This is a genomic window from Streptomyces sp. CAU 1734 (assembly GCF_039888735.1).
GTDB lineage: Bacteria > Actinomycetota > Actinomycetes > Streptomycetales > Streptomycetaceae > Streptomyces.
The window spans coordinates 148,107-169,440 of the sequence record NZ_JBDQQP010000003.1 but is presented as its reverse complement, the minus strand read 5'-3'; the positions used below and the strand labels follow the sequence as shown (position 1 = coordinate 169,440).

The following is a 21,334-nucleotide window of genomic DNA, read 5'->3' as shown; positions in this document are numbered from 1 at the left end:
AGCCGACAGCAAGGAGACACTGGGTGTTCCCCCTTTCTTTTGCGCAGCGCAGGCTGTGGTTTCTCAACCGGTTGCACGGCGCCGACAGCACCTACCACCTTCCCGCGGCCCTGCGGCTGCACGGCTCTTTGGACGAATCGGCACTGGAGAAAGCACTGGGGGATGTGGTGGCTCGGCACGAGGCCCTGCGCACCGTCTTCCCGGAGCGGGACGGAGAACCGGCGCAGCTGATCCTCGAACCGGACCCTTCCCGGCCCGGGCTGTCCGTGGTGTCCGTCACGGCGGAAGGTCTTGCCGAGGCGGTGCGTGCAGCCATCGCTGCTCCTTTCTCCATCGGACACGAGCCCCCGCTGCGCGCCGTGTTGTTCCGGCCGTTCGGTGCGAAGCCACTGCTCGTGCTGGTGATGCACCACATCGTTGCCGATGGCTGGTCACTGACCGTGCTCCTCGACGACCTCGCGACCGCCTACAGGGAACGTACCGCGGGGCCCGGCCCGCCGACCTGGACAGAGCTGCCGGTGCAGTACGCCGACTACACTCTGTGGCAGCGAGAGCTGCTGGGTGATCCCGCCGACCCGGGCAGTGTGCACGCCCGTCAGCTGGCTTACTGGCGGGCGGCCCTGGAGGGTGCCCCGGCAGCGCTGACACTCCCTTCCGACCGGCCACGCCCCCCGGTGGCCGGGCACCGGGCCGAAGCCGTGAAGGTGTGCTGGGGCGCAGAGCGACACCGGGCACTGATCGCCCTGGCCCGGCGGTACGACTGCACGCTGTTCATGGTGGTGCACGCGGCGCTGGCAGCACTTCTGTTCCGGCTGGGTGCAGGCACCGACATCCCCGTGGGAACGGTTGTCGCGGGCCGGACGGAGGAGGATCTGGACGGCGTCATCGGCATGTTCGTCAACACCTTGGTTCCGCGGGTGGACCTCGCGGGACATCCGTCCTACGCCCAGTTGCTGCGCCGGGTCCGTGAGGCCGATCTCGCCGCCTATGCCCATCAGGATCTGCCGTTCGAACTATTGGTGGAGGCGGTGAACCCACCACGTTCGCTCGCTCACCACCCGCTGTTCCAGGTCCTGCTCGCGTTCGGGAACACCGCGCTGCCCGCGCCGGACTTCGGCGGGGTGCGTGCGGTCCCGGAGGACGCCGAACTGCCCGGAGCAAAGGTGGACCTGACCTTTCAACTGACGGAGCACCACGGCGCAGGTGGGGTGCCGGGGGGCGTGCGCGGGGTCCTTGAGTACGCCACCGAGTTGTACGATCGGAGCACGGCCGAATCGCTCGTGGCCCGCCTCACCCGGATACTCGACGCAGCCACCACGGCACCGGACACCCTGGTCGCGCGGATCGGGATCCTGTCGGACGCGGAGCAGAGCGGGCTGCTGGCAGAGCGGGCCGCGAGCGCCAGGAGACTGCCGCCCACCACTCTGCACGAAGTCTTCATCGACCAGGCGCGCCGAACCCCGGAAGCGGACGCGGTGATCTGCGGTCAACAGCGCTACACCTACCGAGAAGTGGATGAACGGTCCGCACGACTGGCCGAACTGCTGAGGCAGGCCGGGGTGAGGGCGGGTAGCCTTGTGGCGGTCGCGCTGCCGCGCTCCCCCTCGTTGGTGATCTCCTTGCTGGCAGTTCTCCGCGCCGGCGGTGCCTATCTACCGCTGGAGTTGGGCCAACCCGACGCGCGCCTCGCCGAGATGCTCGACGACGCTCAGCCCATATGCCTGGTGACCGACGAGTCCAGCCGCGGAGAACTGTCCCTGGCCGACGGCCCCACGGTGGTCGTCGACCAGGCCGGGCACTCCCATTTCCAGCCGATCCAGCACTGTGGTCCGGCGACGGATTCCGCACCGGGCATCCACCACCCGGCGTATGTCATCTACACCTCCGGTTCCACCGGTCGGCCCAAGGGGGTGGTGATCCCGCACCGGGCGATCGACAACAGGCTGCGCTGGATGCAAGGGTCCTTCCCACTGGGGCCGGGGGATCGGGTACTGCAGAAGACCCCCTTCGGATTCGACGTTTCCGTGTGGGAGTTCTTCTGGCCGCTGCGAGTGGGGGCCGCACTGGTGCTCGCAGCCCCCGATGAGCACCGGGATCCCGTGCAGCTCGCCCGAACCATCCGCGAGCAGCGGGTCACTGTGGCGCACTTCGTCCCATCCATGCTGCGGGAGTTTCTGGGCGAGCCCTCGGTGCCGATCTCCTGCGCGGGGCTGCGCAGGGTCTTCTGCAGCGGAGAAGCTCTGGGGCGGGAGACGGCGGCGGAGTTCCACCGCCTGTTGCCCGGTGTCTCACTGGAGAATCTGTACGGGCCCACGGAGGCCGCCGTCGATGTGACCCACCATCCGTGTCTGCCGGGTGACCGGGGAACCGTGCCCATCGGGCGCCCTGTGTGGAACACCCGGATCCATGTGCTGGACGCGGGCTTCGCGCTGTGTCCAGTCGGGGTCCCGGGTGAGCTGTATCTGGCAGGAGCCCAGCTCGCCGACGGATATCTGGGCCGCCCGGCGCTCACGGCGGCGCGCTTCGCAGCCGACCCGTACGGCCCGCCGGGCACTCGGATGTACCGCACCGGGGACATCGTGCGTCGGCGGCCGGACGGCGCACTCGACTTCCTCGGCCGCGATGACGGGCAGGTGAAGTTGCGCGGCCGACGGGTGGAGGTCGGCGAGGTGGAGGCGGTGCTCGCCGCTCAGGACGGGGTCGCCGCGGCGTGCGCCATGGTCCGCGAGTACGGCCCCGGGGACCAGCGGCTGCTCGTCTACGCCGCCAGGGATCCCCGAGAGAGAGCCCCCGAGCCGGCGCTGCTCCGGCAGGCCCTGGCGGAACGGCTGCCCGCCGCCCTGGTCCCGTCCGTCGTGACGGTTCTGGACCGCTTCCCGCTCACCGCCAACGGCAAACTGGACCGCACCGCCCTCCACGACCCACGGCCGGCCGCCAGGGGCGGGGCACGTCCGCGGACACCGCTGGAGGCCCTACTCGCGCAGACCTTCGCGGATGTCCTCGGCGTCCCCTGTGTCGGTGCGGACGACGACTTCTTCGCCCAGGGCGGTCATTCTCTGCTGGCCGTCCCTCTCCTCCGGATCATCCGACGGACGCTCGGGATGGATGTTCCGTTACCGAGCTTGTTCCGGTGGCCGACGCCCGCGACCCTCGCCCGGAGTCTGGCCGGAGCGCAGCCCACCCAGGACATGTACGGGGTGCTGCTGGAGCTGCGCGCACAGGGCGTCGGTGCCCCGTTGTTCATGGTCCACCCGGGAACCGGACTGAGCTGGTGCTATTTCCGTCTCCTGCAGTACATCGACCCGACCCGTCCGGTGTACGGGCTGCAAGGCCGCGGGATCGCGACGCCGGGCGATCCCGCCGTCACGCTCCCGGGTTCCGTGGACGAGATGGCCGAGGACTATCTGGCCGAGATAAGGAAGGTCCAGGCGACCGGACCGTATCACCTGCTCGGCTGGTCCTACGGCGGATGTGTCGCGCATGCCATGGCAACACGGCTGCGTCGGTCCGGTGAGGCGGTGGACCTGCTGGTATTGCTTGACAGTCATCCACCGCTGCCGGCCACGCTCTCCCGCCCTATGGACCCTTCCGGCCCCGCCGAAGAGAAAAATCTGATGGCCGAGGCGGTACACAATCTACTCGGTGGCCCCTTCGAGGGATCCGGACACCCCGAAACCGAGTTCGGGCCCAACGGGGATCTCAACCGGATCCGCGAGGGCTTCCCGCCACTGGCCGACGCGGGCACCGAGCAGATCCGCTCCGTGCTCAACGTGGGCATCAACAATCTGCGTCTGCAACGCGAGTTCGTCCCGGATGTCTTCGACGGGAATCTCACCCTGATCACCGCCGACCTCCCAGGCGCCGGAGCTCCCGCCTGGCGGCCCTACACCACCGGAGAGATCAGCGAGCACAGGGCCAGCTGCGACCACCACTCCATGCTCACCACCGGTGCCGCCACCACTGGCGCACTGTTGTCCGCCGTTCTGCAAAGCATCGCACCACCGACTCCTCGGGAGCCCGTGTGAACAGCCCTTCCGGCAGCGCCGACGCGGCGTCGCAGGTCCTGTCCGGCAATGAGCGGCGTGCGCCCGCACAGCTGACGAAGTGGCAACGCCTTCTCCAAGCAGCAGGTTCCCCGAGCGGAGGCCGGTGAAGCATGGAGTCGAACGGTGCCAGAACCGTAGCGGAACTCTTCGAGCGGCAGGTTCGCCGGACGCCTGGACATACCGCGTTGATCTGCGGTGAGCGCACCCTGACCTATGCCGAGCTGAACATCCGTGCCAACCGGGTCGCACGGCTACTGACCGAGCGAGGGGCCGGCCCGGAACACCGGGTGGTCCTGTCACTGACGCGTTCCGAAGAGCTACTGGTCTGCCTCCTGGCCGTCACCAAGACAGGGGCCGCATACGTCCCGCTCGACCCGGATCACCCCCCGGCGCGCAGAACCCGGGTCATCCGGGACGCCCGGCCCCTTCTGATCCTGACCGACCGGCACCGTCCCCCCGCAGCCCCTGGGGAAACAGGCGGATTCCAGGCCACAGAGGTTCCGATCATCGTCCTCGGCAACGGGCTACCGGACCCGGGACGCGGCACCGGGGATCTCACCGACACCGAGCGCACCGCGCCTCCGCACCCTGGACATCCCGCCTATGTCATCCACACCTCGGGATCCACCGGGGACCCCAAGGGGGTGGTGGTCACCCACGCCGGCCTCATCCATCTGCTCCACGCCTTCCAGATCCTGCTGCGACTCACCCCCGAAGACCGTCTGCTCGCCGTCACCACACCCTCTTTCGACATCGCCGGCCTCGAACTCCTCCTCCCACTGCTCGGCGGAGCCGCCGTCGTCCTGGCCGGGGAGGCGGACCAGGGTGACCCCGTGCGTCTCGCACGCCTGTTGACACACCACCCCATCACTGTCATGCAGGCGACCCCCACCCTGTGGCAGTCCGTCCTCGACACCGGGGAAGCCGATCTCACCGGGGTGCGCGCGCTGGTGGGCGGGGAGGCACTTCCGGGTCCGCTCGCCGACCGCCTTCGGACGGCAGCAGCGGAGGTCACCAACGCGTACGGCCCCACCGAAACGACCATCTGGTCCACGGCCATGACGCTCGGCCACGGCCAGCGGCCCGGTCCCCCTTCCATCGGCAGACCCCTGGGGCGGACCACCGCGTACGTCCTCGACGACGCACTCCGACGCTGCGCCCCTGGCACCACCGGAGAGCTGTACCTCGCCGGACCCGGGCTGGCCCGCGGCTATCTCGGCCGGCCCGGTCTGACCGCCGGGCGCTTCGTAGCCGCCCCCTACGGCCCGCCCGGGACCCGAATGTACCGAACCGGCGATCTCGCGCGGATCCGGGACGACGGTGCGCTTGAGTTCGCCGGACGCACCGACGACCAAGTGAAGATTCGCGGCTTCCGGGTCGAGTTGGGCGAGGTGGAGACGGCGACTGCACGACTGCCCTATGTAGCCCGGGCGGTAGCCATGCTCCGTGAGGACCGGCCCGGCGACCAGCGGCTGACCGTCTACGCGCTGCGCGCGCCCGAGGGAGCGCCGGACCCACGGCACCTGCGCCGGGAGCTCTCCGCCCTGCTCCCTCCCTACATGGTTCCCTCCGCCATCGTGGTTCTGAAGCGACTCCCCCTGACCCCCAACGGCAAGGTGGACCGCGCCGCGTTGCCGGCACCGGACCGCCCCGTGCCGGCCTCCGCCGATCGACCCGCCGATGCCCGGGAGGAGCTTCTGGCACGGCTCTTCGCCGATGTTCTCGGCATCGATTGCCCGGGCCCGGAGGACAACTTCCTCGAACTGGGCGGCCATTCCCTTCTGGCCATCCGGCTGCTCGGCCGTATCCGCCGGGAACTCGGCCTGGAGGCGGGCATCCGCGACTTCTTCGATGCCCCCACGGTGCGGGGCCTGGCCGCTCGGCTCAGCCAACCCACCGTGACTCGCCCCGCGCCCGCGCCCGCGCCGCGACCGGAGCGGATACCTCTCTCCCCCGGCCAGCGGCGACTGTGGTTTCTCGATCGACTCGAGGGACGCAGCGCCACGTATGTCATGCCCCTGGAGTTACGGCTGCGCGGACCGCTGAACCAGGAGTCGCTGAAAGCCGCCCTCAGTGACCTCGTGGCCAGGCACGAAAGCCTCCGAACCGTGTTCCCCGACATCGAGGGCGAGCCCTGGCAGCGGATTCTGGATCCGGCGGACGCGGTGGTCGGCCTCACCGCCGTCGAGACCGACGATCCGACCCTGGCGGAGCGGCAGCGGAGGGCCTTCCTCCGGGAGGGCTTCGACCTGTCCACAGAGCCACCCCTGCGCGCCTGCCTCGTCACGTCGGACACCGCCGAACCGGTACTCCTGCTCGCGATCCACCACATCGCCTGTGACGGCTGGTCGCTGGCCGTCCTCGCCCGCGATCTCCTCTCCTGCTACGCCGCCCGGCGCGCCGGGGGCGCCGGGAGCTTGCCCTCACTGCCTCTCCAATACGCCGACTACACTCTGTGGCAGAGCACGGTGCTGGGCAGCCCCGACCGGGACGACAGCCTCAGCGCGCGACAGCTGGCGTACTGGCGGAGGGCGCTGAGCGGCGCTCCGGAAGAATTGGATCTGCCGACCGATCGGCCCCGGCCGCCACAGGCCTCCTACCGGGGCGGTACGGTGCGGCTCTCCCTTGATGCCGAGACCCACCAAGGGCTGCGGCATCTGGCGTACTCGGCGGGAGCGACCTCCTTCATGGCGTTCCAGACCGCACTCGTGACGCTGTTGAGCCGCCTCGGAGCCGGGACAGACATCCCGATCGGCAGCCCGGTCGCCGGCCGGGACGACGAAGCGCTGGCGGATTCCATCGGATTCTTCGTGAACACCTTGGTACTGCGCACGGATGCCTCCGGTGACCCCGGATTCCGCACTCTCCTGGACCGGGTGCGGGAGACGGACCTTGACGCCTACGCGAACCGGGATGTCCCCTTCGAGACCGTGGTCGAGGCGGTCAACCCAGCCCGGTCGCTCGCCCGCCACCCCCTTTTCCAGGTGCTCCTCGTCGCCCAGGACAACGAGCGTCCTCTCCTCAGCACGGACGGCCCGGTGAGCGAGATGAACGAACCCACCCTGGACATGGCCAAGTTCGACCTGTCCTTCAGCCTTGAGGAGAGGCGGGCGCCTGCCGAGGGAGCCGGCGGACTCGATGTCCGGATCGAGTACGCCACCGATCTGTTCGACCACACCACCGTACAGAGGATCGCCAGCTACCTCGAACGGCTGATCAAAGCAGCCATGGAGCGTCCCGAGACACCGATCAGCCGACTCGCCGTCCTCCCGGAGGAGGAGCGTCGCCGACTGCTGCACGGCTGGAACGCGACCACCCGTGAGGTCGGCCCGGCCACCCTGCCGGACCTGCTGCGGCTCCAGGCCGAGCGCACCCCGGGGGCCCTGGCAGTCGTTCACGAGGGACAGACGCTGACCTACGCGGAACTGCACTCCCGGTCCAACCGGATGGCACGTCTCCTGGTCGCCCGGGGGGTGGGCCCGGAAACCGTGGTGGCCCTGGTCTGCGAGCGCTCCTTGGAACAGATCGTGTCGCTCCTGGGGGTGGTGAAGTCGGGCGCGGCCTACCTCCCGGTCGATCCGGACTACCCCGCCGAGCGTGCCGCCTACATGCTCCAGGACAGCGAACCGGTCTGTGTCATCACCACACGGGCCATGGCAGCGAGGGCACCGGACAGCCCGCGCACGCTCGTCGTGGACAGTGAGGGGACCCGCGACGCCCTGGCCGCCCTCGCCGACGCGGATATCACCGATGAGGTACGCATCACGCCGCTCCGCCCGGAGCATCCGGTGTACGTGCTGTACACGTCCGGCTCGACCGGACGGCCCAAGGGGGTCGTCCTGCCCTCCCGGGCGCTGGTCAACCTCCTGGCCTGGCATGCCAAGGTCATGACCGGCTCCGTAGGCACCATCACCGCCCAGTTCGCCTCGCTCAGCTTCGACGCCGCCGCCCAGGAAACCTTCTCCGCACTGACCTCCGGCAAGACCCTCGCCGTGCCGCGGGACGACATCCGCAAGGACACCGAGGCGCTGCTGCGCTGGCTCACGGAGTACAGGGTCCATGAGATCTTCGCCCCCATGCCCGTAATCGAGAGCGTGTCGGAGACCGCCCGGGCCCTGGGGCTCGGACTTCCGGATCTCGTCCATATCGCACAGGCGGGCGAGGCGCTCACTCTCCGTCCCGCGCTGCAAGAGTTCTGCGCGGCAGTACCGGGAAGGCGCCTGCACAACTACTACGGCCCGACGGAGACCCATGTGGTGACGGGCTGCACGCTCACCGCAGATGCTGTCGCCTCGGGGCGGACCCCGCCGATCGGCCCGCCGATCTGGAACACCCGGACCTATGTCCTCGACCCGGCCCTCCAGCCTGTTCCCATGGGAGTTCCCGGTGAGCTCTACCTGGCGGGCGATCAGGTTGCCCGGGGATACTTCCAGCGGCCGGACCTGACTGCGGGGCGTTTCGTGGCCGATCCCCATGGCCCGCCCGGCACCCGAATGTATCGCACCGGTGACCTCGCCCGCTGGGGCTCCCACGGGAACCTGGAGTTCATCGGCCGCACCGACTTCCAGGTGAAGATCCGCGGCTTCCGGGTGGAACCAGGCGAGGTGGAGGCAGTGCTGGCCGCACTGCCGACGGTTGCACATGTCATCTGTGTCGTGCGTGAGGACCGGCCCGGCGACAAGCGGCTCGTCGCCTATGTTGTGGCCCGGCCGGGGACGGTGCCCGACCCCCGGGAACTCCGCCGTGCGGCAGCGGGTTTCCTGCCCGATTACATGGTTCCGTCCGCCGTGGTGCTCCTCGGCACGCTGCCGCTCAACCCCAACGGCAAGGTGGACCGGCAGGCGCTTCCGGCTCCCGACTACACGGCCGGGTCGCATGGCGACAAGCCGGTCACCGCCGAGGAGAAGGTGCTGTGCCGACTCTTCGCGGAGGTGCTCGATGTACCTGAGGTTGGTGCGCAGGACAGTTTCTTCGACCTTGGTGGTCACTCCCTGCTGGCCACCCGGCTCATCAGCCGTATCCGCACCGAACTCCGCTGCGAGCTGGACATACGCGTTCTTTTCGACGGGCCGACCGTGCGGAACCTCGCTGCCCGTCTCACCGCGGGGGACGGGCGGGCAGAGGTACGTCCCGCCCTGCGCCGAATGCGTCCCGCCCCGACCGGCAAGTGAAGGAGTCCTCCATGCCCACAACTGTATCCGGCCCCCTCCCCGACGGCGTTGCCTCCGCTTATCGCGAGGCTGGGTGGTGTCGCTTCCCCTATCGCTTCAGCGATAGGTCCGTCCGACTGCTGCGGGAACGCGTGGAGTGCCTGAGCGGCCAGCGGCGGCCGGAGATCGTTCACGAAGAGGACAATAGAACGGTTCGCGCGATACATGGCTGCCACACCTTCGATGAGCTGTGCACCTCGCTGGTGCGGCATCCTCATCTGGTGGCCCTGGCCGAGATGCTGACCGGGGACCGGGTCTACGTCTATCAGTTCAAGGTGAACATCAAACAGGCGCGGGCAGGGGCTGCCTGGCCCTGGCACCAGGACTTCACCTTCTGGAGTACCGAGGACGGCATGCCCCGCCCCGACGCGGTCAACATCGCGGTGTCCCTGGACGACACCCACGAGGAGAACGGTCCACTGATCGTGATTCCCGGATCCCACCGGCTGGGTACGCTGAACCCGCCGGAGATCACGGACAGACGAGGCGACTGGCGCACCCATGTGGCAGCCGATCTCGCGTACACGGTGGACCCGGACCACGCCGAGGAACTGGCCGGGACACTCGGCCGGACCGCCGTCACCGGGCCCGCCGGGTCCATCCATGCCTTCGATCCGGACATCGTGCACGCTTCGTCACGGAACACATCCCCGGACCGTCGGGCCCTGCTCGTGGTGACCTACAACCCCGTCAAGAACGCGCCGACCCGTACAACCCGGCCGGAGTTCCTGGTCGCGCGGGACACAACCCCCCTGGTACCCCGGTACGACGACCGGCTGGCCCTGCAGCCCGTCTTCCAATGATCTTGGGTATGGATCAGGTGACCCATCCGACCCGCCCGCATGGATATTCCGCCGGGACGGTACGCCTACGCGCGAGAATCGGGGCACACCACTTCATCAAACACCAGATCAGCGCACCGCCCACGCTTCTTCACGGCCCCGGCGGCAATTTCGGAGCAGCCGGCGGACCACCATCGCACCCTTCACATCGACCGAAGCAGGAGCCGGTCATCCCATCCGAACGGGTCGGGAAAATCTCCTCGTTGGAGCATCCGGTGAGGTTCCACCACAAGTCCTGTCCGGCCAACACGTTCAGTCCGCGAACGGACCGTGTGAAGGGTGCTGTCGCACCACGCGCACTTGCCCGAGGCAACGCATCCGTCCAACTGTTGCCTCCCCGCATTGCCTTCTCGGTGGTCCCGCAAATGGGGCTCCCGGCTTCCGGCTCTGCATGACTGCTCCCCCTGTTGAAGGTATCGCCGGGGGCCGGTCACCGGAGGCACTGACAGACCGTTGGTCAGGGGCACGACCACCGACTCCTCCGGGAGGCAGGGGGGCTCTTCGTCATGTGGATGTGGCGATCGGTGCCAATGGCGGCAGGGCGGGCACGACCGAAGGACACACGTGATCGACACCGGCGACATCGACGACCACCTCGGTCTGGACGTCGGCAAGGGCGAACACCCCGCCACCGCCGTCACTCTGGCCGGGAAGAAGAGGTTCGACAAGCACCTGCCCAACAGCGAACCGGAACCGCGCGAGGTCTTCGCGAAACTCCAGGCCAAGCAAGGGACCGTGCTCGTCGTGGTCGACCAGCCCGCGTCGATCCGCGCCCTGCCCCTCGCAGTCGCGCAGGACATGGGCTGCGAGGTGGCCTATCTGCCCGGACTGACCATGCGGCGGATCGCAACCAGGCGGCGGATCCATACTCCTCGGCACGAGCCGTGTGGGAAGGTGTGGACCGGTGATCAAGGGGGGAACCATGGGATTCCAGCGGTTGACGGGCGGCAACGGAGGGTTCGCCGCCGAGGTGGTCCAGAGCGCCGAACCGGCGGAACCGGGAGGCCGCCTGACTGGCACGGTCGTCCTGCGCGCGGGCACGGTTCCCGTCACGGTCGACTCCGTCCGGCTGACCCTCACAGCGCAACTGGCGCACTATCCGGCCCTGCCCCGGGAGGTGGCGGAGGGCGGCCGGTACCCGCGCCCCCGGACGTCATGGGCGAGAAGGCCCTCGTCGGACACGGATCTGCTCGCCGAGCGCGTCCCCGGCGCCGCCGGGAAAATCGCCGCCGGGGAGGAGCGGACCCTGCCCTTCACGCTGGCCCTGCCGGCATGGCTGCCGGTGCCGGGCCTCCATGGGCAGGAACTCGGCGGCTTCCTCGGCGTCCGGGCGGATGCCGACCTCCGCAGGGCCCGTGACCACACGTCCGGCTCCACGGTCGCCGTCACGCCGCCGCCCGCCTGGGACGCGGTCTACCGGACGTTCCTCGGCCTCGGATAACCTTCCACTCCTCGGAGGTGTGGAGCGGAGGCTTCACCGCGGACAGGCGCTGGATGCTCCGCCAGGAGACGCTGCTCGACCCGCCCCCCGGCCTGGCCGCCCTGACCGGCCGGATCGTCCTGCACCTCGCCTCCCGGGAGGGCGGCTTCCTCGTCGACCTCGCCCCCGCCATGTTCGTCCGCCACCGCACATACACCCTCCGCGAGAACAACGTCACCTTCGAGCTTCCCCACGACGGGGCCGGGGGACCGGGGCTGCCGCGCGAGGCGGCCGGCTGGCTGGAAGCCCTGGCGTGGAAGCGCCGCGACCAGGCCCTCGAACGCCTCCGGGAGGCAGGCGTGCCCGGTCTCCCGCCCGCCGCGGACGAGGAGCCGGACCCGCGCCCCGGCCTCGTGGACATGATCCTCTCGGGACGGGCCGACCACGGCGTCCTGACCTCGTACGGCTTCCACGACCTCGACCGGCACGGGCCCGGGGGCGCCGCCGGGGAAACGGACCGGGGCACGGCCGGGGACGTGACCAAGGGCTGAGACGGTCCCCCCGCCCCGGGGCGGGGGGAAAGACCGGATGATCCGGTGCCCGGCCGCGGGTACGGTCGGCATTTCCCGCACTGGACTGGACCGACCCGGACTTCCTCGGCTGGGATCACCCCGGGGCCCCGCTGCGGGCCGCCGCCGTCGCCCCGGGACCGGACGGGTCCGTGGGGATCCTGCTCAGGGTCCCGCAGGCCCGTCCGGTCTAGCCTCTGCTCGGACTGTCTGACCGGCCACGCCTCCTCCGGCGTCTCCCTCTTCGTCGCCCCGCGCGCCGGCGCCTGCGGACGGGAGGGCGACTCGGCCGGGGCCAATATGTGCGCCGACCTCGCCTGCTCGCCCTGCCTCCGGGGCAGGCGGCAGCCCGCCCTGCGGGTCCGCCGCGACGAAGAGGCCCTCACCGTGGAGGAACGCACCGCCCGTGCCCTCGGCAGCCTCGGCGGCTTCCTCGCCGAGGTTCGCGGCACCGCCGGCTGACCGCCGGCGCCGTTTCCGCCGGATCCGGCCGACCGCGCCCCGGAGGCATAGGCCCGCCCCGGGCCCCGCGCCGCCGGCCCGCGGGAACGGTCCGGGGACGGCCGGGACGCCGGGTGCGTACGGAAGCAGGCGCCGCCCCTCCGCCGCCGAGCCCGTCCGGAGCGGGCCGTGGCGGCTGGGATGATCGGGGCATGTCTGATCGCATCATCGCCGCATGTGACGGAGCCTCGAAGGGCAATCCCGGCCGGGCCGGCTGGGCCTGGGTCCTCGCGGACACGGAGGGGACGCCGGAGCGGTGGGAGGCGGGCCCGCTGGGCACCGCCACGAACAACGTCGCCGAGCTCACGGCCCTGGCCCGGCTGCTGGAGTCCGTACCGGACACGGCCGCGCTGGAGGTCCGGATGGACTCCCAGTACGCCATGAAGGCCGTCACCGAGTGGCTGCCGGGCTGGAAACGGAAGGGCTGGAAGACCACAGGCGGCAGCCCGGTCGCCAACCGCGACCTCGTGGAGCACATCGACGGGCTGCTGACCGGACGGGACGTGAAGCTCGTGTACGTGCCCGCCCACCGGGCCGACGGCGACCGGCTCAACGCCATCGCCGACCGGGCGGCGAGCGACGCCGCCACCAGCCAGCAGCCGGCCGGCACCGCACACGGCGACCACGACCTGCCCGTCCCCGTCCCGGCCCGTACCGCCACCGCACGCCGCAGCGCCGCCGACGCGAACGGCCGCGGTGCCACGGCGCGGACCGGCGGCAAGGCGCCCACCATCACCGCCAAGTTCGCCGGCCGCTGCCCGTGCGGTACGTCCTACGCGGCAGGGAGCCGGATCACGAAGGTCGGCGCGGGCTGGGGCCACACCGCGTGCGCGGCCGGGAAGCAGGAACCCGGCGACGGGTGACGCCCCGTGCGGCGCCGGGGCACCGTACCGCCGCCGGGCCCGCTCAAGGGCCGGCCCTCCCGGCGGCCGCGGCGGGCCGGGCGCCGCAGCGGGGCCGGCGCCGCCCGCAAGCCCTGTTCCGCGCCCAACGGCCTCCCCGCCCCCGGCCTGGAACTGGGTTTCCGGGCTTCCGGGCTTCCGGCTTCGGGGTGGTGCCCGTGAGGTCGCGGGTTCCACGGGCAGCGCTTCGTCCGGGGTACGGGACACTCTGGTCTGCCACGACCGGGCGTCCACGGAACCGTTTCCGTGCCCATCGATGTCCTGCGGCCATCTGGTCGCGTACGTCGGCCAGTCGGGGTCCGCCCCGGGCAAGTGGGCCGCAGTGCCGGGCGGGCGGAGGGAAGGCCGGTCAGACGGCGTTCGGGCCGCCCGCGTGGGCGACGAAGTGCGACCAGGCGCCCTTCGACAGGGAAAGCGGCGGGCTCCGGAACCCCATCCGCCCCTCCCGCCTCTTGACGCTCAGGGCCCAAGAATCTCCGCACGAGACGGCACCAGATGGCCCCCTGACCTGCGACGTCTCCCGGCACGTCCGGTTTCGATCTCTTCCAGATGACGCACCAGGTGGAGTGCGTGGCGATCCTGGAGCCGGTGGAGAAGGACTCCACGCACGACACGACCGAAGCGGGCGCAACCGCAACGACCCGGTCAAGCGGCAGACAGGTGCAGCTTGAACGGCGAACCGCTGGAGTTGGGTGTCCAGCCTTTCGACCGCGCGGCCCGAATGCCCGCGGCGACTTCCCGCGGCAGGACGACCTCATCCGGCACTCTGTCCGGGTAGAGGACGGCCGGCCGGCCGGTTTCCACGACGAGCGTCGTTCCGGGGCGGGTCGCGTCCTCCGCCACGTAGCCCAAGGTGCTGCCCTCGGAGTCGCAGCACAAGTGTTTCCTGCTCACATGCCAGCGGTACTCGACGCCGTCGACCACGATGCGGCGGGAACCCTTCTTGGCCAATGCCACTGTGTTGCCTTTCGGTCTTCGACTGTCCGTATGTCTGTGGGCATTCTCCGTGCGCGGCGTATGCGCGTCACTATGGTTTTCGCGGTGCTGCGGCCGAGAGAGCGTTCGCCGGTCGTACACCGTACTGCCGTCAGCCCTCGTGGCCCCACCGCGGCCCGCGCCGCGCCGCCTCGACGACCTCTGGAAGCCACCGCGCCGAGCGGAGTGATCCCCATACCGACTGGCCTCCACACACTCGGGAACCGGTCGGTCCCGGCCGCCGTCTTCCCACGGAGCCGAGGAGGTGGCCAGTAAATCGGTTGCCACCGCTCCGGGGGCTGTTGTTAACCTGGCGGAGCTCCGTTGATCTGTTCTGGGCTGTGCCCTGGAAGAGGGATTTTTATGTTTCGGCCCGCGCCGAGCGCGCCTCGCTGCACCGCCTAGCCGTCCGTTTCCCTGCCGCCGTCCTTGCCGGACGGCGGACCGGACGTGAGTCTCCGGTGCGCTGAACCAGCCCACGCCTCCAAGTCCGCACGTATATCGCGGCGAACGGGTGGGCCTCTTCGCCGAGCCGCTCGGCCTGCTCTTGCTGTCATGACGGACTTCTCAGCAAGGAGCACCCCGAGTGTCCAGTACCCCAAGGACTCTCCCACCCCTTCCGCGCACCTTCCCGGCCGGCGCGTTCATCCGCGTACGGGCAACCCGCCGGGAGCTGCCATGCGTCCGATGACCAGGGAAGAAATACGCGGCGCGATCGTGAACCCGGACGCAACCGACAACAGAGTTCGGCTGCCCACCTGGTTCGACGACGTCCGGTGGGACCGAATCGACTACCTCGGATGGCGGGACCTGCGCTCCCCGCAACGGGCCTACCTCGTCACCGAGGCCGACGACCAGGCGTTGGGAGTACTGCTGCGGCAGGCGCCGAACGACGCGGCACACGGCTCGCGCGCGATGATGTGCGACCTGTGCCGGTTCACCCGCCGGTTCAACGAGGTGTCACTCTTCACCGCCCGACGCCCATCCCGGGACAAGCGCAAGCGTCTCAATACGGTGGGCCTCCTCCTCTGCACCGACCTCGACTGCGCGGTGAAGCTGCACAGCAAGCCGATCCGCGGGCCTTTAGATCCCCCGGGCGGGGAAATCGTCGAGCAACGCCGTGTGGGCATGCGTTCCCGCACAATCACCTTCATCCATTCGGTGTCCGAAAGAGAACGGACCACTCGGCGGAAAAGGTGACGGGGTCGCCCATCCATCGTGGCCGAGCACACTCGGAGCTCGGCCACGTGGCACGGGCCGCCCGCGCGGACCGGACCGCGACACTCCCCACCGCGTGAGGGTTCGAGCACGGTCCGGGGCGAACCCGACGAGTGCCAGCGCGAGTTGTTCGGACGGCCGCTGGGGGTACGGATGCCCGGCGGCCGGCTCCGGAATCCGCTCGGGAAAGTCGTGAAGCGCCTCGATCACGGAGCCGGGGAATCAGTGACTCTGCTGTACCTCCGGATCAACGGGCGCCGCCGCCGGGGCGATCCCGGCTACCGGGCCGACGGCGACCGGGCGCAGGCGGGTTAGGGCGTACGGGCTGCACCGCCCGCGACCAGCGTGCCGAGGGCCGTGCGCAGGTGTGTGACCGAGCGGCCGGTGCGGGTCGTCGTCGCCAGGCCAGCCGATCTGAGCGCCGCCGCATGGGACGAAGCCGTCGCGTTGCTGACGCGCAGGGCGCGCACCAGCGATGTCGTGGTGTGCGGCTCGGCGAGGAGGCGCAGGGCGTCGAGCCGGGTGCGGCCCAGGACGGCGGCCATGGCCTCGGCGGCAACGACCGGGCGCCCCGCGACCGGCCGGGTGGGTCAGGATGGGGCCTTGACCCAAGGCCCCTCGGATGACTGCCCCCGTAGATGGGCCGTCACCAATGATGGATCCACCCGATCAAGCCCGAGATGCGGACCATTCACCGGCCAACACCCGGTCGAAAGAGGCAGGAACAGACGCTGGGGTCTTGGCCATCCATGACGGGCTGTCCAGCGTCCGTTGGATATTGGCCTTCCTGACGCCCGCGGGTGGCTTCGTAGCAGGTGATCGCCGGTTTCGCTAACCGGGGACCTTGCAGAGATTTGAAGGATGAACTACCCGCACACACCCCCTTCGTCCGCCCGCTCACTGCCGCCCGTCCAGCCCTCTTCTCAGGACTTCACGGCCTCTCGTTCGACTCCATCCGGCCTATCCCCCACACCGAGCCGGACGGACAACTCTCCGGTGCCTGGTACTCAACCGGAGAGCTCGCCCAACTTCTCCGCGTCGATCCCTCCACGCTCCGACGCCGGCGGACCGCGCATCCCCGGCAAGGCCCCCCGTACATTCCGGTGAGCGGGCGCGTCATCCTCTACAGCGCCCGCGATGTGGAGACCTGGCCCGCCGAACGCCGCAGGTCCCATTCCGAGGGCAGGAACACCCTGGATGAGGCCGAGGAGTGGATTTCGGGCACCCTCAAGGCAGCGGAGGCGGGCTGGCGCCGCCGGGTGGTTCCCGCGCTCGGGCACTTTCCCGTCCGATGATCAGCGATGGTGCTGTCGACCCCACCGTTCACGGCTGGATCGCCGACGAGCAGAGGCGCTCCACCGTCAAGAACAGCCTCGCCGTTCCGGTCCGTGTGATGGAGCAGGCCGTCCGGGACGGGCTCATCACGGTCAACCCGGCCCGGGTCACCGGCCGGCAGCGCGAGTACAAACAGGCCGAGGACGAACTCGACAACCCCCGCGCCCTCGCCCTGCCCGACTGGCCCACCCTGCTCCGCCTCGCCCAGGCGCCCGTGGAACGCTCCCACGGCCATGATCGAGGGTGGGGTGAAGTCGTCGTCTTCGCCGCCGCCACCGCGGCCCGCATCGGCGAAGTCTCCGGCGTCCCCGCCACAGGCATCGACACGGCGAACTGGATCCGGACCGTCCGTCGGCAGACCACCCCCGCACCCGGCGGCCCCGTCGACAAGAACACCAAGGGCAAACGCGCCCGCCACGTCCCCCGACGCAGGCGCCCCCGCCCACATGCTCCGCAAGACCGCCGGACACGACTCCCTCCTCACCACCCAGCGCTACCTCCACCCCGACATGTCCCAGATCACCAACGCCGGGACAGCCCTCACCGCCCACCTCAACCCCGTCCGCGCACCCCTCAGCCTCGCCGTCCAGCCACTCCCCGGAAGGCGCCGCTAGACCGTGTGGTCCCCAAATGGTCCCCAAGAACGACGGAAAGGCGGTACCGGATTTCTCCGATACCGCCTGCGACCTGCGAAAACACAAGTCGGGACGACAGGATTTGAACCTGCGACCCCTTGACCCCCAGTCAAGTGCGCTACCAAGCTGCGCCACGTCCCGCTGCCCGCCCTTGTCGGCTCTGTGCCGGGCGCGCAAGAAGAAGATTACCCCACGTGCGGGGCTGTCTCGTCACACGGTCCGGGCACGTTCGGCCGGATCGGTGGTGGAATCGGCGAGAATCAGATCATGGGTGACGCAGCGAGGGACCGCGACAGTGAGGGACGGGCCCGCAACGCCCGGCCCCGGGACGGGCTCGGGCGTCCGCTGGGGCATGGGGAGCCGGGGGTCGAGCGGCAGCCGGAGGGGGTGGTGCGGTCGCCGGGGGAGACTCTCGCGGAGGCGCAGCGGCTCCTGGCGGCCGGGATGCCGTTCCACGCTCATGAGGTCTTCGAGGACGCCTGGAAGAGCGGGCCGGCGGCGGAGCGCGAACTGTGGCAGGGGCTGGCGCAGCTGGCGGTCGGGCTGACCCACGCGGCGCGCGGCAATACGCGGGGCGGGGCCAGGCTGTTGCTGCGGGGCGCGGAGCGGATCGCGGGTTTCGGGGAGCGGTACGCGGCCGGCGGCCCGCCGGGGCTTCCGTACGGGATCGACGGGCCGGGGCTGGCGGCGTGGGCGGGTGAGCTGGCGGTCAGGGTCGGCCGGGAGGGCGCCGGTCCGGTGGACGCCCGGGCGGAGGCGCCCCGGCTGGTGCGGGTGGTTGCCTAGGGCGGGTCCGGGGGGCCGGCTGCCAGCAGGATGACTTCCAGGGTGCGGGGGCCGTGGACGCCCTCGACCCGGGTCAGTTCGATGTCGCTGGTGGCCGAGGGGCCGGAGATCCAGGTCAGCGGGCGGGTCGGGGAGAGGAGTGGCATGGCCCGGGGCACCGAGGTGACGACCTGGTCCGGTGTGCGGACCACACAGATGTGCAGGTCGGGTACGAGGGTGAGGGCGCGCCGTCCCTGGGCCGGGCCGCCGTCCAGGACGATGGTGCCGGTCTCGGCGATGGCGAGGGCACAGCCGCTGATCACCGCGTCGATCGTGTCCAGTGCGCGGGCGGTGAGGGTTCCGTCGTCGTGGTGGAGAACCGCGGTGCACGCGGAGAGCCAGTGGCCGGGGACTCCGGCGGGTACGGCCGCGGAGCGGGCGCCCCGGGCGGTGAGCAGGGCGGCCACGAGGGCGGGGAGGCCGTCGGGGGACGTGCGGTGGACGCCGGCCCGGTAGTCGGCGAGGTTGCGGTGGAGGAGGCCGAGGGCCGCGGCCGGGTCGTCGGGGGTGTGGGCGGACAGATAGTCGCGGGTGACCGGGGGCGCCTCGGCGGCGTCGCGGACGGCGGCCCGGATCCGGGCGAGGACGCGTGCCCGCGCGGTGCCGGCCGTGTGCGCACTCCCCCGATCGGAGTGATTCGCCTCGTTCATCCGGTTCCCTCCCGGTTCTTTCTCCACCACACGCGGAACGGCTCGGCGGGCATTTCGGGCAGCTCCCGGCCGGCGGTCCAGGCGCCCGCGCCCGGAGGTCTCGCCGGGTGGAGCGCACGGGTCGCGCCGAGCAGCCGCTCCCCCGCCGCGAGGGCGCCGGGGTGGTCGAGGAGCCATCCGGCGGCCCTGACCGCCGCCTTCTCCATCCGCCGGCCCGGGCCGGGCCGCCCGGCGGCCCGCTCCCGCAGATGGAGCAGGATCGCGGGAATGTCGATGGCCACCGGGCACACCTCGTAGCAGGCGCCGCAGAGGGTGGAGGCGAAGGGCAGGGAGGCGTCGATTCCGCTGTGCATGCCGCGCAGTTGCGGGGTGAGGACGGCGCCGATCGGGCCGGGGTACACGGAGCCGTACGCGTGGCCGCCGGCCCGCTCGTACACCGGGCACACATTGAGGCAGGCGGAGCAGCGGATGCAGCGCAGCGCCTGCCGCCCCGTCGCGTCGGCGAGCGCGTCGGTGCGGCCGTTGTCCAGCAGGACCAGATGGAAGGTCCGCGGGCCGTCCTCGTCATGGGTGCCGGTCCACATGGAGGTGTACGGGTTCATCCGCTCGGCGGTGGAGGAGCGGGGCAGGGTCTGGAGGAAGACTTCCAGATCGCGCCAGGTGGGCACCACCTTCTCGATGCCCGCGACGGTGATCAGGGTGTCGGGGAGGGTGAGGCACATCCGGCCGTTGCCCTCGGACTCGACCACGACGAGGGTGCCGGTCTCGGCCACCATGAAGTTGGCGCCGGAGATGCCGACCCGGGCGCGCAGGAATTTCTCCCGCAGATGGAGGCGGGCGGCCTCGGCGAGTTCGGCGGGGTCGTCGGTGAGGCCGTCGGGGGCGGCTCTGCCCCAGATGCCCATCTCGGCGGTGAAGATGTCACGGATCTCGCCCCGGTTGCGGTGGATCGCCGGGACGAGGATGTGGGAGGGCCGGTCCCGCCCGAGCTGCACGATGAGTTCGGCGAGGTCGGTCTCGTACGCGGCGATCCCGGCGGCCTCCAGCGCCTCATTGAGGCCGATCTCCTGGGTGGCCATCGATTTGACCTTGACCACCTCGCGCTCGCCGGTGGCCAGGACCAGTTCGGTGACGATCCGGTTGGCCTCGGCCGCGTCGGCGGCCCAGTGCACGGTGCCGCCCGCGGCCGTGACGGCGGCCTCCAGCTGTTCCAGACAGCGGTCGAGATGGCGGAGCGTATGGTCCTTGATCTGTTTTCCGGCCTCGCGGAGCCGGTCCCAGTCGCTGAGCTCGGCGACGGCCCGGGCCCGTTTGTCGCGGATGGTGTGGGTGGCACGGCGGAGGTTGGCGCGCAGGGTCGGATCGCGGAGGGCTTCCCGGGCCGCGTCGGGGAAGGCCGGCATACCGAGGAAGGTCCCGCTCATGTGGAGGGCTCCGGTGTCCAGGGGTGTTCCTCGGTGGCCGCGAGGATATCCGCGATGTGCAGGGGCCGCAGGGGTTCGTCCCGGCGGCGGATGATGCCGCCGAGATGCATCAGACAGGAGTTGTCGGCTCCGCAGAGCACCCTTGCCCCGGTGGTGCGGGCGGCACGGATCTTGTCCGCGCCCATGGCGGTGGAGAGATCGGGGTTCTTGACCGCGAAGGTGCCGCCGAATCCGCAGCACTCCTCGGCGCCGGGGAGTTCCCGCAGGTCGAGACCGCGCACCGCGCGCAGCAGCCGCAGCGGCCGGTCGCCGAGGCGCAGGGTGCGCAGACCGTGGCAGGAGGGGTGGTAGGTCACGGTGTACGGGAAGTGCGCGCCCACATCGGTGACGCCGAGGACGTCGGTGAGGAATTCGGTGAGCTCGTGCGTGCGGGCGGCGAGCGTGGTCTCCCCCAGCCCCGGGTACTGCTCGCGGATCATGGCCGCGCAGGATCCGGAGGGGGTGACGACATACTCGTACCCCTCGAGGGCGCGGGCGGTGCGGCGCATCAGCGGAAGGGTCTCGCGCCGGTGGCCGGTGTTGAACTGGGGCTGTCCGCAGCAGGTCTGCGCGGCGGGGAAGGCGACCTCCGCTCCCAGTCGCTCCAGCAGTCTCACGGTGGCGACAGCGGTGGCCGGGAAGAGCGCGTCATTGACGCAGGTGACGAAGAGGGCGACACGCATGGTCGGAGGATAGGGGCGGGGGCGGCCCCCCGGTAGCTCCGCCGCGAGGTGGTGTGGGGG

15 protein-coding genes, 1 tRNA gene and 2 pseudogenes are annotated in these 21,334 nt (G+C 70.6%); 12 read left to right on the top strand and 6 right to left on the bottom strand.

What is annotated here, in order from left to right:
- The first annotated feature begins 23 nt into the window (after positions 1-23).
- From AAFN69_RS06925 to AAFN69_RS06890, 8 genes and pseudogenes are all read left to right on the top strand, one after another.
- The gene (locus AAFN69_RS06925; protein ID WP_347727415.1) at positions 24-4,025 is read left to right on the top strand and encodes an amino acid adenylation domain-containing protein; all 4,002 of its coding nucleotides are present in this window, start codon (positions 24-26) and stop codon (positions 4,023-4,025) included.
- A gap of 131 nt (positions 4,026-4,156) precedes the next feature.
- Positions 4,157-9,217, top strand: coding sequence for an amino acid adenylation domain-containing protein (locus AAFN69_RS06920; protein WP_347727414.1), 5,061 nt, complete (start codon positions 4,157-4,159; stop codon positions 9,215-9,217).
- Positions 9,218-9,228: 11 nt separating this feature from the next.
- A complete protein-coding gene (locus AAFN69_RS06915) occupies positions 9,229-10,059 on the top strand; it encodes a phytanoyl-CoA dioxygenase family protein (RefSeq protein ID WP_347727413.1) in 831 nt (276 codons plus the stop codon).
- A gap of 606 nt (positions 10,060-10,665) precedes the next feature.
- Positions 10,666-10,947 (top strand): annotated as a pseudogene (locus tag AAFN69_RS06910) (transposase); the annotation flags it as partial.
- A 55-nt stretch (positions 10,948-11,002) separates the two neighbouring features.
- Complete coding sequence (locus tag AAFN69_RS06905) at positions 11,003-11,539, top strand: sporulation protein (RefSeq protein ID WP_347727412.1); 537 nt, start codon at positions 11,003-11,005, stop codon at positions 11,537-11,539.
- Between the two features lie 53 nt (positions 11,540-11,592).
- A complete protein-coding gene (locus tag AAFN69_RS06900; RefSeq protein ID WP_347727411.1) occupies positions 11,593-12,069 on the top strand; it encodes a hypothetical protein in 477 nt (158 codons plus the stop codon).
- Between the two features lie 318 nt (positions 12,070-12,387).
- Positions 12,388-12,549: an FBP domain-containing protein gene (locus AAFN69_RS06895; RefSeq protein WP_347727410.1), complete on the top strand. Its 162-nt coding sequence runs from the start codon at positions 12,388-12,390 to the stop codon at positions 12,547-12,549.
- 191 nt (positions 12,550-12,740) lie between these two features.
- Positions 12,741-13,451, top strand: coding sequence for a ribonuclease H (locus AAFN69_RS06890; RefSeq protein WP_347727409.1), 711 nt, complete (start codon positions 12,741-12,743; stop codon positions 13,449-13,451).
- A 684-nt stretch (positions 13,452-14,135) separates the two neighbouring features.
- Here the strand turns inward: AAFN69_RS06890 and AAFN69_RS06885 are convergent.
- Positions 14,136-14,447 (bottom strand): hypothetical protein, encoded by a 312-nt coding sequence (locus tag AAFN69_RS06885; protein WP_347727408.1) that lies wholly within the window; start codon positions 14,445-14,447, stop codon positions 14,136-14,138.
- 705 nt (positions 14,448-15,152) lie between these two features.
- Here AAFN69_RS06885 and AAFN69_RS06880 point away from each other — a divergent pair.
- The gene (locus tag AAFN69_RS06880) at positions 15,153-15,665 is read left to right on the top strand and encodes an FBP domain-containing protein (protein WP_347727407.1); all 513 of its coding nucleotides are present in this window, start codon (positions 15,153-15,155) and stop codon (positions 15,663-15,665) included.
- 329 nt (positions 15,666-15,994) lie between these two features.
- Here the strand turns inward: AAFN69_RS06880 and AAFN69_RS06875 are convergent.
- Positions 15,995-16,249 (bottom strand): annotated as a pseudogene (locus tag AAFN69_RS06875) (winged helix-turn-helix domain-containing protein); the annotation flags it as partial.
- A 537-nt stretch (positions 16,250-16,786) separates the two neighbouring features.
- Between AAFN69_RS06875 and AAFN69_RS06870 the strand changes: the two are divergent.
- Entirely contained in the window at positions 16,787-16,978 is a 192-nt protein-coding gene (locus tag AAFN69_RS06870) for a hypothetical protein (RefSeq protein WP_347727406.1), read from the top strand.
- 486 nt (positions 16,979-17,464) lie between these two features.
- A complete protein-coding gene (locus tag AAFN69_RS06865) occupies positions 17,465-17,632 on the top strand; it encodes a hypothetical protein (protein ID WP_347727405.1) in 168 nt (55 codons plus the stop codon).
- A gap of 88 nt (positions 17,633-17,720) precedes the next feature.
- On the opposite strand, the gene AAFN69_RS06860 is transcribed toward AAFN69_RS06865, so the two are convergent.
- A tRNA-Pro gene (locus tag AAFN69_RS06860) sits at positions 17,721-17,794 on the bottom strand.
- Between the two features lie 126 nt (positions 17,795-17,920).
- Between AAFN69_RS06860 and AAFN69_RS06855 the strand changes: the two genes are divergently transcribed.
- Entirely contained in the window at positions 17,921-18,439 is a 519-nt protein-coding gene (locus tag AAFN69_RS06855; RefSeq protein ID WP_347727404.1) for a DUF309 domain-containing protein, read from the top strand.
- On the opposite strand, the gene AAFN69_RS06850 is transcribed toward AAFN69_RS06855, so the two are convergent.
- The 3 genes from AAFN69_RS06850 to AAFN69_RS06840 are packed head-to-tail and all read right to left on the bottom strand — an operon-like array spanning position 18,436 to position 21,274.
- Positions 18,436-19,128, bottom strand: coding sequence for an LUD domain-containing protein (locus AAFN69_RS06850; RefSeq protein ID WP_347727403.1), 693 nt, complete (start codon positions 19,126-19,128; stop codon positions 18,436-18,438). The genes AAFN69_RS06855 and AAFN69_RS06850 overlap by 4 nt on opposite strands.
- On the bottom strand, positions 19,125-20,552 hold the full coding sequence (locus tag AAFN69_RS06845; protein ID WP_347727402.1) for a lactate utilization protein B: 1,428 nt from the start codon (positions 20,550-20,552) through the stop codon (positions 19,125-19,127). Before AAFN69_RS06845 ends, AAFN69_RS06850 begins: the two co-directional genes overlap by 4 nt.
- Positions 20,549-21,274 (bottom strand): (Fe-S)-binding protein, encoded by a 726-nt coding sequence (locus AAFN69_RS06840; RefSeq protein WP_347727401.1) that lies wholly within the window; start codon positions 21,272-21,274, stop codon positions 20,549-20,551. The genes AAFN69_RS06845 and AAFN69_RS06840 overlap by 4 nt, the downstream gene beginning before the upstream one ends.
- Between the last annotated feature and the right edge of the window lie 60 nt (positions 21,275-21,334).